8 protein-coding genes and 2 pseudogenes are annotated in these 12,729 nt (G+C 58.1%); 5 read left to right on the top strand and 5 right to left on the bottom strand.

Annotated elements, in window-relative coordinates; translation table 11 throughout:
- Positions 1 to 658 precede the first annotated feature (658 nt).
- The gene (locus tag N2597_RS31120) at positions 659 to 3,103 is read right to left on the bottom strand and encodes a beta-glucosidase (protein WP_004674391.1); all 2,445 of its coding nucleotides are present in this window, start codon (positions 3,101 to 3,103) and stop codon (positions 659 to 661) included.
- Between the two features lie 468 nt (positions 3,104 to 3,571).
- On the opposite strand from N2597_RS31120, the pseudogene N2597_RS33770 reads away from it, so the two are divergent.
- A pseudogene (locus tag N2597_RS33770) lies at positions 3,572 to 3,752 on the top strand (hypothetical protein); the annotation flags it as partial.
- A gap of 409 nt (positions 3,753 to 4,161) precedes the next feature.
- Here the strand turns inward: N2597_RS33770 and N2597_RS31115 are convergent.
- From N2597_RS31115 to N2597_RS31100, 4 genes and pseudogenes are all read right to left on the bottom strand, one after another.
- Positions 4,162 to 5,028 (bottom strand): ISAs1 family transposase, encoded by an 867-nt coding sequence (locus tag N2597_RS31115; RefSeq protein WP_237353332.1) that lies wholly within the window; start codon positions 5,026 to 5,028, stop codon positions 4,162 to 4,164.
- A gap of 286 nt (positions 5,029 to 5,314) precedes the next feature.
- Positions 5,315 to 6,220 (bottom strand): LysR family transcriptional regulator, encoded by a 906-nt coding sequence (locus N2597_RS31110; protein WP_004674388.1) that lies wholly within the window; start codon positions 6,218 to 6,220, stop codon positions 5,315 to 5,317.
- Between the two features lie 335 nt (positions 6,221 to 6,555).
- Positions 6,556 to 7,298 (bottom strand): annotated as a pseudogene (locus N2597_RS31105) (SDR family oxidoreductase).
- A gap of 11 nt (positions 7,299 to 7,309) precedes the next feature.
- On the bottom strand, positions 7,310 to 8,092 hold the full coding sequence (locus N2597_RS31100) for an SDR family NAD(P)-dependent oxidoreductase (protein ID WP_011053310.1): 783 nt from the start codon (positions 8,090 to 8,092) through the stop codon (positions 7,310 to 7,312).
- 467 nt (positions 8,093 to 8,559) lie between these two features.
- Here N2597_RS31100 and N2597_RS31095 point away from each other — a divergent pair, with 467 nt between their 5' ends.
- From N2597_RS31095 to N2597_RS31080, 4 genes are all read left to right on the top strand, one after another.
- Positions 8,560 to 9,411 (top strand): SDR family NAD(P)-dependent oxidoreductase, encoded by an 852-nt coding sequence (locus tag N2597_RS31095; protein ID WP_009991591.1) that lies wholly within the window; start codon positions 8,560 to 8,562, stop codon positions 9,409 to 9,411.
- A 31-nt stretch (positions 9,412 to 9,442) separates the two neighbouring features.
- Positions 9,443 to 10,144 carry a RibD family protein gene (locus tag N2597_RS31090; RefSeq protein WP_004674381.1) on the top strand — a complete coding sequence of 234 codons (702 nt, stop codon included), beginning with the start codon at positions 9,443 to 9,445 and terminating at the stop codon, positions 10,142 to 10,144.
- Positions 10,145 to 10,166: 22 nt separating this feature from the next.
- The gene (locus tag N2597_RS31085; RefSeq protein WP_009982859.1) at positions 10,167 to 10,289 is read left to right on the top strand and encodes a hypothetical protein; all 123 of its coding nucleotides are present in this window, start codon (positions 10,167 to 10,169) and stop codon (positions 10,287 to 10,289) included.
- A gap of 480 nt (positions 10,290 to 10,769) precedes the next feature.
- A complete protein-coding gene (locus N2597_RS31080; protein ID WP_018446454.1) occupies positions 10,770 to 12,719 on the top strand; it encodes a multicopper oxidase family protein in 1,950 nt (649 codons plus the stop codon).
- Positions 12,720 to 12,729 lie beyond the last annotated feature (10 nt).

The raw sequence follows: 12,729 nt of genomic DNA, 5'->3' as shown, positions 1-12,729 counted from the left end.
ATTACCGAAGATTGCGATGAGGCATCAGCGTCCTTCAGCAATCTTGCCAAAGAATGCAGGCTTGCGAGATCGACGTGCGGAACCGCCAGGCTGCGCCAACAACCACTCATTGATCGGTCGAACATCCACGATGGGACCTCAAGAAGTCGACCAGAAGAAGAACCAGAAAGGCTGCAGCGGAAATATGCTTCCCTTTGGACACCGCCTCATGCACGTGAACGGGTTGCCCGGACCAGGGATGCCACGGATACAAAAGCTCGCGAACCTCGGTCCCGTGGGTGTTCTGTCGTCGTGTTGTACAACCATTTCCGGCCGCACTCATCGCTCGGATACCAGACCCCGGCCGAGGCTCCACATCTAATCGCCGCCGGATGAAAATTCAGTGGCAGGTCACTTCTTCCATCCCTTGGTGTCCACCTATTTTGGTGGACACCTCATGCCAAAGCTCACTCAATTGCAGAAGGTGCGGGGAAAATCGCGCTTACGATCGTTCAGAAAACATTGCCTGTTTTTGGAGGCGCAGGCGGTGTTTCGCCATGCCATTAACCAAGTACCGGTTTTGAGGCATTCTCTCACTCAACTCACCCAGCTTCACCGCCAAAACTGCATACGTTGGAACTCGACCACTGCCCAATGTGGTCATTGATTTGCGGCCCATTCAGAGCGCCAAGACAGCGCCCTTTTGCGTGACAGTTAAACTCAAACGGATGTCGGTGGCCGAGAACCCAGCCATCACTGCAAATTCCCCCGCCTCTATCCGCCAACGCCGCTCGGTCGTGTCGAAGAAGGCAAATGTTCGGGCGTCAAGTATGAAACGCAACCTTCGTTTCTCACCGGGTTCCAGGGCAATTTTCGAGAAGGCTTTCAGCTCTTTAACCGGTCTGGGTATAGATGCTTCAACATCGCCGACATAGATTTGCACCACTGCCGAACCTGGCCGCTCGCTGATGTTGGTCAATTCCAGTGTCACTGTCACCGCGCCGGCAGCGTCTGGTAGCCCTACCGTCAGGTCCGACATCGCAAAGCTTGAATAACCGAGACCATGACCGAACGGGAACAGCGGCTTAATGCCGTGGCGGTCGTAGTGCCGATAACCGACGAACACACCTTCGTCATATCGCACATGGCCGTCCTTACCTGGATAGACCGCGTCATCCTCAGTATGTGTGGGGTTGTCAGCCCAGCGCACGGGGAAGGTCTGTGCCAGTCGGCCCGAGGGCTCGGCCTTGCCGAGGAGCACATCGGCGATCGCGTTGCCAGCCTCCTGTCCGGGATACCAGCATTGCAGTACTGCACGAGCACCGGAAAGCCAGGGCATTTCCACCGGTCCACCGGTTTGTAGTACGACGATCGTGTTCGGATTGGCCGCAATTACCGCCTCAACAAGCTGGTTCTGCAGACCGGGAAGTGCAATACCGCGAAGATCGGAGCCCTCGGTATCCCAGTCGCCCGTTCTGCCCACGAAGACTACCGCATGATCAGCCTTTGCCGCGACGGCTGCTGCCTCGGCAATCTCCGCTTCGGCCGAAAATCTGCCTATTCCTACCCGAATTGCGGCGATATAGAGGTTGACGTGGTCGTGCCGGGCGTACTCGGCGACGACCTCGTATGTACGGCCGGCTTCGAGCGTGATTTCACCCACGACCTCTTCGCAGCCTTCTTCAAAGAATGTGGTACCACGTATCCAGGAAGCCCAAGCGTCCACCACAAGTCTGCCGTCCACATAGACCCGGCCAAGCCCGGCCGAGGTTAGTCCGACGCGATAGACGCCGGCTTCCGAGGCTGTGAAGATGGTGCGCATTCTAGCCGAAAAGCGAAGGGGATCGACAAAGCCCTCGGCCACGGGGGGCAACCATACACCAAGGCTCGACGGTTCCTCGACGACCTTCACCGGTTCGCCAGCTAGCTCCCTTCCTTGGAAAAACTCGAAGGTTGTGGGGTTTTCGATTAGCGGCTGAAACCGATAATTGTTGCAGCCCTGAGCGTAGCACAGATTCTCCTCACCCAGCGCGTCCACCAGCCCCTGCCACGGACTGATGACATAGTGAGGGTTCAACTGCGCCGAGCCGCCTCCCATCACCTGCGCGACCTTGGCATTGGGTCCAATGATGGCGACCATACCTTGCTGAGCCAATGGCAGGATCCCGTCATTCTGTAGCAGAACTGCGCTTTCCGCTCCCGCGCGCCTGATCAATGCCCTATGTTTCGGTTGATCAATGGCGTACTCCTTAAACTCGCGATGATCGTTGATAGCGCCGGTGCGTTCCATCAAAGTCAGGATATTGCGCACACAGGCGCGGATCGTCTCGACACTAACCTCGCCGCCTTCGACCGCAGCCAGTAGCTTGGAGCCGCGATCGCGAGTCGGGCCCGGCATCTCCAGATCCAGCCCGGCATTCACGGTGGGTGCGGTCGAACGCGAGCCGAACCAGTCCGACATCACCACGCCGTTAAAACCCCAGTCACCGCGCAGAACCTCGTTCAACAGCCAATGGCTTTCCGCCGTGTAAGTACCGTTTAGCTTGTTATACGAAGACATCACGGCCCAGACCTTTGCCCGCTTCACCGCCGTCTCAAAGGGTATCAGGTAGACTTCGCGCAGCGTGCGTTCATCGATATCTGAAGAGATGGTTGTACGTTCAATCTCGGACTCGTTGCCGACGAAATGTTTTATCGTGGCACCGACTTTCGTGGACTGCAGACCTTCGATATAGCCGACTGCAAGTTCCGCCGTCAGGATCGGATCCTCAGAGAAGCACTCAAAGTTGCGGCCGTTTGTGACGCTACGCTGGATGTTAACGGTGGGGGCTAACGAGACGTGGGCACCTTTTGAAAGAACCTCGTCACCTAGGGCACTGCCGATTTCCTTGGCTAGATCCGGGTTCCAACTCGCTCCGATGGCGATGCCCACCGGGAAAGCCGCTGCAGTCACACCTCCGACAAAAGACCCCGCCCCGCGGGCGCCGTTGGGGCCGTCGGTCAAGCGCAATCTCCCTATCCCTAGGCGGTCGATGGGCGGTAAAGACCAGAACGTATCGCCGGAAAGTAGCGAGACCTGCTCCGCCAAGGTCATATTATCGAGCAATGCTTTCTTATCAATCATCTTCTCTGCTTCTTGAATCTCAATACTTACCTGTCCCAGATCAACATCTCAAGATGCATATCGGGGAAGCTGGTGATCTCGGCGCCATGGAGCCGTCCATCCATAAAAAGGACGCCCGTTTGTTCATCAAGGCGTCGCGTCCCGCCGTCGCGAGGACGACGACATGTTCGAAGCCTTCACATAGCCGAGATGCGGTCACCGCTTTCCATTGAAAACAAGGAACATCGCGGCAATCGATTTCAGCAGTGAAAGTTGTGCCGGCTGCGGCAGCGCCGGTTCTGTTACGGAGTTATTCCTCCGCAAGTTTGTGAGACAGTTCGAACCTTAGCAAGCTTTATCAGACAATCTGTTGACAGACAACCTCGGTCGCGCAGCTTTCGTGTCGTCATTGATGATTCGATGCTTCCCTCGGAGGCGGATCCCGATTGATGAAGTTTCTTCACCGCCTATGGACAAGGATCGACCACAATGGACAGGCTGTTGTCCCGTTTCCGGCTACAGAGTAATCATTTTCGTACTGTCTTTCATAATCAGCATTTGCGCGGTGGGGTTTTCGGGGCACTACGCCGCGGGTCTCCTACAAGGCCGCCTGGAAACCTCGAGCGAGGTGATGCAGGTGCTCTCGGGTTTCCGTGACGTCTCCGCCTCGTCCGTCTGCATCGCCCTCACGCCGTGCTTGAATCCTCCCTACATATGCAGGCATTCCCGGTTGATATCGATCCAGATTGTCTGAGAGCTACCAGTATTCGTTGATCCTGCCGTTATAGCTTTGCCTGCTCGTCTGCACAAATTTAGATATCGAGAGATCAAAAACGGGCGCCTGGAGGAGAGCCGTGGCAGTACCGCATTCGTACCGGCTGGTCGTGTCAGACAGCCGAAGACTTGCGGATTCTCTACCATCATGGATGGCCTCGGCTCAGAGAGGGATCGGAGGCTGTCACGTATTTTTTTCCGCTTTCGGCATGTTAAAGGATGCCAGGCGATCTTGCTGCCAATTATTTTTCTGGCTGCGAGCGACCGCTTTCTGCCGGCACTCAAATTCCCCTGGTGAAGCAGGGCTATCGCATATGAGCGATGATAGAGATGAGGAACTGATCGTCCCACCCTGCCTTCTTGATCTTTCGACGAATGGAGGCCTTATCTGGATGGGCCCGGATGAGGTTGAGGGCAATCTTTCGTAACAGAGCAATGTTTGCCGGTCCGTGATCCTTACGGTTTCTGGCGGCATCCTCGCGGAACTGGACGTCGAGCACCCAGTGCAGTTTGTTTTCGATCTGCCAATGAGTTCTGGTTACCTCGATCAGGGCGGCAGCCGACATGACGGTGGAGAGCAGGAAGTAGCGGACATGGCTGGTCAGACGGCCATCGGCATGACGGCTTGTGGCCTCGACGGAGCCGATGGCCTGCAGGCCGGGGAAGTCGATGTCATTGACGGCGACGATGCAGGCACGGCGTCTTTCGCAGCGGTCATGGTCATTCTCGGCGGCGGTCTGGACGCCGAGTGGCTCGACGTCGTCCAGACGAGCAATCGTCTGTGCCAGGAGGCCGGGCTGATTGGCCTTCAACGCCAGGGCATAGTCGCCGCCGGCGGAAAGGATGGCATGAGCGGTATCGGCGCGGCAATGCAGGGCATCGGCGGTGACGATGGCACCTTCCAGCGACAAAAGCGCAAGCGCATCGAGCGCCCCTTGGACCTCGTTGCGGCCCGGCGCGGTCTGTTGGCCGATGACCAGGCCGCAACCGGCAGCCCAGACCTTGACGAGGGGCAGCGGCGTCGCCTCGTACCGCCTTGCCGTCGACCGCCACCACGCCTTCCATGCCCTTTGCAAAGGCTTCGGTAAAGCGGCTTCGAAGGCAACCTGATTGAGGCAGCGGAAAACGGTGGAGAAGGTGCCATGGCCGGCGATGCCATAGGGCAGCGGCACGATCGTCTTGAGCCACTTCTTTTTGGAAACGCCGGATCGGCCATGTCGGCGCAGCTTTCGGCGCCGCAAACGATCGCGGCAATGGCAATGAACAGGATCGACATCAGCGGATGACGTGTGTTGCGCCCCGAGGGTCGGGCAGATCTTTAAAACAGGTGGCAAATCGATTCATCCGTACCTCCAAATTATCGGAGAGTTCTTGAGTCGATTTGCCTCAACAAAACAACTCCTTACCATCCATATGCGATTCTCCTGCCTGGTGAAGCTGTCTCGTCTGGCCGTCACTTCAATCGCCCGCAACCGGCGCCTTAAGGTAGTCGAGAAACGTCCGGAGAGCGGACGGCACCTGTCGATGCGAAACGTAGTATGCATGAAAACCCGGCCCGGTAGAGGTCCAGTCCGGCAGCACGACTTCGAGTGAACCGGCCGCAAGTTTGTCCTCGACCCGGGCCTGCAGGCAATAAAAGAGACCGCCTCCCTCCTCCGCCATGCGGATAGATAGTTCCGAATCTCCGAGCGTGAGAAGTCCCGGAACGTCGAGAGAAACCATGCGATCGCCGTCGCCAAGTTCCCATTTGCAGAGGTGATCCGTACCGGTTCGGATCCGGATGCACTCGTGCGTCAAGAGATCTTCCGGCCGCGCGGGCCGCCCTCGTTCGTTGAGATAGGCCGGAGAACCGACTACGATCCATTCGAGTTCGGATGTCAGACGCGACGCGATCATCCCCTCGGGAACCGTTCCCCCATAACGGATGCCCGCGTCAAAACCTTCGGCGACCATATCGATGAAGCGATCCTCGACGCTGACTTCGACCTCGACATCTGGGTAGCTCTTGCGAAAACTGTGCAGTCGAGGAGCGATCAGCAGCTCGGCGGCGTCACGCAGGGTGGTCACTCTCACTCTGCCCGTAGGCCCGCTCCTGAAACTGTCTAGGAGATCCATCGCAGCTTGAATGCCGAGGAAACGGGGCTCCAGTTCGGCAAGCAGCACTTCGCCGGCGGCGGTGAGACTGATGCTCCTGCTTGTCCGATGAAACAGACGGACGCCCAGACGGGCCTCCAAACCCCTGATCGAGTGGCTGAGGGCAGACCCGGAAACGCCGCGAAGCGCGGCGGCCTTTCGGAACCCCCCCGCACGCGCGATCGCGACGAAAGTTTCAAGGTCGGCCAGATCGGCCCGCGTTGATACCATGAGTTATGGATACTCGCACTTGTACTGAAAAAGATCGCCCTTGCCGGCGCCGACCTTGCTTCAGGCCGGCCGGCACCTTCAATCCTTATTTAACTGGCCCTGTATTTGGTATGTGATGGCCGAGGAAGCAGTCAAAAATTTGACCTAGTGATCCATGTTGGATCCTGCGAAGGACGGCGGAGATGGCCGGTCGCTGAAAAACGAAAACGTCCGGGATTAGATCGTCATGCAATGAAGATCTTCGTGTCCACAGCCACGAGAGACGGCACCGGTTGGTTCCGCGAGGCGGTCTAACAGTCCCGGAGGTTCTAGTTCTGAGCTCTCGAAAACGCGGGCTACCAGTCCTGCCGGGTTGGATGGACGAAATGTCGTTGATCGTGATCTCCGGGGGCTGGTCTAGTGCATAGACCACGGCTTCAGCCACCGACGACGGCGGAATACCCTGCTTGTTGAGCTCTCCGGCGATCTTTCTGCCCGTCTCGTCATGAACCTTGTCGGCCCAGCCGGTATCGATCACGCCAGGGCTGATCATAGACACTTGGATCCCGCTACCCACGCCCACCTCCTTCCTGAGGCTTTCGGTAATACCGCGTATGAAGAACTTCGTGGCTCCGTAAACCCCTGCCGCCTCGCCGACATGAACGCCGGCGATAGAGCTCATATTCAGGATGCGGCCGGACCGGCGCTCCAACATCGACGGCAGCACCGCGGCGATCGCATGCAGATAGCCACGCAGGTTGGTATCGATCATCTTGTTCCAATCGCCGACGGCGGCATCCTTCCAATAGGAAAAGAGCATGAGGCCGGCATTGTTGACCACTATATCGACCGGGCCGTACGTCGTTGTGGCGAACGCGACGAGGGCCTTGGTACTCTCAAAATCCGTGGCATCAGCAACCTTGTAGCTGGCAATACCTCCCGAACCGGTGATGTCTTCGACGATCTGACTGAGGCGTTCCTCATTGCGGCCGGCAAGGACGACGCGCGCACCTTTTTCCGCCAATCCTCTGGCGGTCGCCGCTCCAATGCCCGAGGAAGCCCCTGTGACGATGGCGACCTTGTTTTTCAGATGTGACATGACGTGCTCCTTCACTGCGGTTGGGTCAATTCGGCTTGCCGCGCGGCTTTGACGGGCTCGGGGGTCGTCCGGTTTTCCAACACCTGCCGCTTGGTTTTCTGATCTCCGCCGACGATATGGTCGATGCCGTTCATGAGGGCCTCGAAGCCCTGCTTGGCGACGAGCGTCTTGTCGTTTTTTTGTTGGCCACCGAGCTTCGTACCGCCCATTCCAGCGTTCGCGTGGAAGTCGCTGTTGGTGGCGCCCGGAAGGAGTGCCGTCACCGTGACCCCGGTCGAGCGCAACTCCTCGCGCAGAGATTCCGCGAACATGTAACCGAATGCCTTCGACGGGCCGTAAACGGTTTCGTATGGCGTGGGCAGGGTCGCCGAAACCGAGGAGGTGATGAGAATCCTGCCGCGGCCGTTCTTGACCATATGTTGGACGACGCGTTTGGCCATATGGACGGTCCCGGTTACATTGATCGCAAGCAGGCGAAGCTCATCCTCGAGATCGTTATCGACAAAGGCGCCGCCAATACCGATACCGACGTTCAGAGCCGCGGCTTCCAAGGGGCGCCCCAGCCCCTGCGTAAAGGTCCAGAACCTCTCGACGCCATCGTACGTCGAGGCATCCGCTTTGAACGGATATGCTTCGGCATCAAGGCTTCGTAGCGCATCGGCGGCCTCGTTCACCTTGTCGCTTGAGCCTGAAATGGCGACATCGAATCCATTCTTGGCGAATTGTTTGGCAAGCTCGAAGCCTATTCCAGATGAGCCGCCCGTGATCATTGCGAGTGGTTTATTCCCTGTCATGATTTCACTCCTTTGGTTTGGTCAGCACCACGATCGTCTCGAGGCGCTGGTGACCAAATGCCCGTGGAGCCGATTGGTTACATGAGCAAAATTGATCGGGGCGGCGAGTGAAAATCATCCACCGATCTGGCAGGGACCAGGAGTGCGTTACCTTTTTGGTCCCGTCCGCGGTCGAACTGGCCAGGCATTCCCTACGTCACGAAGGCCCTTGAGTGAACACGGCTCATCGGTGCGTGCGATCCCGCTCACTTCAAGTAGCCGTCGCGCTACCCTATTCTTATAGTGCGATCGAACGGTCGTTCGCAGCCCGCGGATATGATCCGACGACCCAAGCGCCCGAGTAGCGTTGATGGACTTCTCTGCGCTGGTGCCATCGGCCGGCACGCTTCTCGGAGAAAAATTCCACGGCGACGGCTTGTCCGGCACACCTTCCAGCGGTGACGGTCCAATGACGGGAAAGACAAAAAATGAGCGAGAGAATGAACAGCGTCGTTGCTCCTGGCCGCGTTGCGGTCATCACGGGAGCTGCGAAGGGCATCGGCTTGGCAATCGCGAGGGCTCTCGCGGCCCGCGGCATGAAGCTCGCGCTGCTGGATCTCGACGCCGACGCACTTGAGGATGTTACTTCGACACTCGACACGGACATCCTGATCGTGAGCGGCGACGTATCAGATTTGTCGGCACTGACCAGGTTGCGGGACGAAACGATTTCGCGGTTTGGCGACGTGGCCGTCCTAGTAAACAACGCGGGCATAACGCAAGGAGCCGGCCCTTGGGACAATCCTGCAAAGTGGCGACGCCAGATCGATGTAAACTTCGGAGGTGTTCTGGCCGCGCAACACGTCTTCGTGCCCTACATGATCGAAGCCGGTCGCCAGTCGGCCGTTGTCAACCTCGGCTCCAAGGAAGGTATTACGACTCCTCCAGGTAACGCCGCATATTCGGTGGCAAAGGCAGCTGTCAAAGTCCTGACCGAACAGCTGTCGCACGAGCTTCTGAAGGAGACGGGAGGTCGTGTTTCGGCTCATCTCCTCGTCCCTGGCTACACGTGGACACCCATGAACATCGCACTCAAGCCGCAGGGCATTGCGAAACCCGATGAGGCATGGACCGCAGAGCAACTGGTGGAATACTTCCTGGTCCGTCTGCTCGACGAGAATTTTTACATCATCTGTCCGGATAACGCGGTTACGTCTGCGATCGATGCCAGAAGGATCCGCTGGGCGGCCGACGACATGATCCTGAACCGGCCGGCGCTTTCACGCTGGCACCCCGACTGGATGGATAAATTCGCAGCCTGGTTGAAGTCAGGTCACTGACGGTGGAATGTTTGTAGAGGAGAGTAATCCAATGCCCAGACCCTATGTAATCTGTCACATGATGTCGCCGCTGGATGGCCGATTGATCGTCAATGATTGGGCCGAGGCAACCGGCCATTCGGTCGATGAGCTCGTGAAGATCTATGACGGCCTGCATGAGAAGATCGGTGCCGACGCCTGGCTTTCGGGAAGAGCGACGGGAGAAGAGTTCGCGGACGCCGTCGACCGCCCCTATCAAGCAACCGGCACAGCCGCGCGACCGATCCATATCGCCAACCCGGACGCCGGCGAGTTCGCTGTCATCGTGGATAAGGACGGTCGGCTACGCTGGGACAAGAGCGACATTGAGGGAGCTCACCTTGTGGTCCTGACAGGATCTGACGTGGATGATGCTTACCTGGCGGGCCTCACCCAGGCTGGCGTTTCCTATATCGTCTCGGAGAAAGATGGCGTCGATCTGAAAAACGCGCTTGACCTTCTTGGAACCGAGTTCGGTGTGAAGCGCTTGATGCTGGAAGGCGGGGCGCAAACCAATGGCCATTTCTTGAAGGCGGGTCTTGTTGACGAGGTCAGCCTGGTCATCTTCCCTGCGATCGGAGGCAAGTCGAATACACCGGCCATATTCGAGGGCGGCGAGGATGGGCTTGCCGGCAGGGCGAGGCTCACGTTTATCAGCGCCGAAGCCGCTGGCCTCGGCTCCGTGCATCTGAGATATCGCGTTGGACGTCCATAAGAGACGTCCATAGGAGAAGATTGTGGAAGGGCTCCCTCCTGCCGTCGTCGAAATGATCGTCGAGGAGCAGGGCGCGATACTCCTGAGCAAGCAACCTTGTTTCGAGATCATCGCGCAGCGCAGAGAGCCGGAAGAACTGGCGTAGTCTGCCCGTGGTGTCTCTCCGATTAGGCGGTGTGATGAACGGTATGTGACGCCGACATTAATGCCCGCGGCGGTGACCGCGATATGAGCGTCAAGGCGTTGCTCGAGTGCAGCTCGACAAACAAACAAGGTGAGACGCGTATTGCCGCACGTAACGATGCTCCCCACAAAAATGTCGGGCCTACTACACCTGCTGTCAGGTTTGTCAGGTGCGCGCCATGGTGCTGTTCCGCCCGACTTCCTACCGCGCTCTCGTGGAAGTCCTTGAAGCATAGGCACAAGATTCCTTCTGAGGCTCGATCCGGCCAGAGTGGCATGAGTCTTGAAACTTTCTCGTCGCGCGGCGGCAGCTGTCTTCTCCCGAGAAAGCGCGCGAGTCAAAGTCGAATTGCAGGTGAACGCATGGTGACGCAGTAGAACTTTGTGGATGCGGTTCGACCCGGGGAGAACAAAACTCCGGGCAGAGGTTTGGGAGGGTTGTTTGTCTGTGTCTGACAAAATTGCGATCTTCGGTATGGCGAGCGTTTTTTCGGTCACCCATGCGCTATTCGCAGTCGCTCAAGAGGCCAGGGCCGTGACTAACCCCCTGGCCTATATGCTGCAACCTATCACAAAATCCCAGGGGATGCTGAAAACCTTCGAACAAAGCCGGGAGACATTTCCGGGCGAGGTTCTGCTCGATATGAACGCTACCTATCTCGACCGACAGATCTACAATCCGGCCACGGCGCGCTACGACCACGTTAAACTGCGCGGCTATCAAGACGCCCGCCAGACCGGCTTATCCGGTGCCGACACGCCATTGGTTGGACCGACCATCGATCTACGGCCCGGTCAGACGGTGCGGGTAACGCTTCACAACCTGTTCCCTCAGGATTCCACCTGCGGCATCGGCGGTGGCAGTGCCAATACCCCCCATTGCTTCAACGGTACCAACCTGCATTCGCACGGTCTCTGGGTAAATCCGTCTGGCAATGGCGATAATGTGCTGATCTCAATCCGTCCCGGCGTTTCGTTCCAATATGAATACAACATCGCCGTTGAGCATCCCGCCGGCACCTTCTGGTATCACCCACACCTACACGGATCAACCGCATTGCAGGTGTCGAGTGGCATGTCCGGGGCGTTGATCATCCGTGGCGATCGCATGCCGACACCGACCGAGACTGGCGATATCGACCGCCTATTGAAGCAGCCGGGCGGCTCCGATATCGCCGAACGGGTTTTGGTGCTACAGCAGATTCAATATGCTTGCACCGATAACAATGGCGACATCACTTATGATTGCCAGCCAGGACAGGTGGGCGGCATCGAAAGCTACGATCAGTTCGGACCTGGCAGTTGGCCGGCTTCGGGCCGCTTCACCAGCGTCAACGGCCAGGTGCTTGGTCAGTTGGCATTAGCGGAGGCTGGCTCGGTCGAGCGGTGGCGGATGATACACGCCGGGGTTCGCGACACCATCAATTTCGAAATCCGGCGCAAGACCGGGACGACCGCGTTCCGCACGCTTGCGGCAGCGGACACCGACAGATGGATCGATCAGAATTGCGGCAAGGATACTATTCCGTATGGGGTGGTGGCCCAGGACGGGCTGACAATGGCGCAGGTGCAGATGCGGCAGCAAGCGATCCTGCAACCGGGCTACCGCGTTGACGCGCTGGTGGTGTTGCCAGGAGCGGGTGACTACTGCATCATCGATGGCGCCGCACCGGCAGCGGCCAGCGTCAACCAGGAGGCTCCAAGCCGACGGCTTCTCGGCATAGTCACTGCAGTAGGCGGCCATGCCGTCAATGGCGAGATCGGCACCTATCTGCAGGATTGGCTGATTTCGGCGGCTGAGCGCACGATGTCACAGAATGTCGCCGGCAAGGTTATCGATGACCTCAAGAACGAGATGTCGCTCTCAAGCTTTATTCCCCATCCGGACATCGACGCGGGCGAGGTCACCGGCGAGCAGCAACTGGTGTTTAACATCGATGTGAAACAGCCGGGTGCCACCTTCTTCGAGGTTGACGGCAAACCTTATGATCCCAACCGCATCGACCGGACGTTGCCGCTGAGCGGAGTCGACGAATGGACGCTCCGCTCGGATTTCGTCAGCCACCCATTCCATATCCATGTCAATCCGTTTCAGATCATCAAAATTGTCGATGCGGCCGGCAACGATGTCAGCGCGCTTGGCGCCGATGACGACGGCGATCCGCAATATCCAGGCTTGAAAAATGTCTGGAAGGACACGCTGTGGATCAAGAATCCCGGCACCGATCCGTCGGCGCGCTACACGATCACCGTGCGGACGCACTACCAGCGCTATATCGGCGAGTTCGTTCTGCATTGCCACATCCTCGATCATGAGGACCAGGGCATGATGCAGAACATCAGGATCACCCTGCCGGACGGCCAGGGTGGCACCGTTTCCGGCCATCATTAGGGCGTCGATC

It is taken from the genome of Rhizobium sophoriradicis, from assembly GCF_025200795.1.
In the GTDB taxonomy this organism is placed as follows: domain Bacteria; phylum Pseudomonadota; class Alphaproteobacteria; order Rhizobiales; family Rhizobiaceae; genus Rhizobium; species Rhizobium sophoriradicis.
The sequence above is the reverse complement of the archived record's forward strand: the minus strand, read 5'-3'. Positions and strand labels throughout refer to the sequence as shown.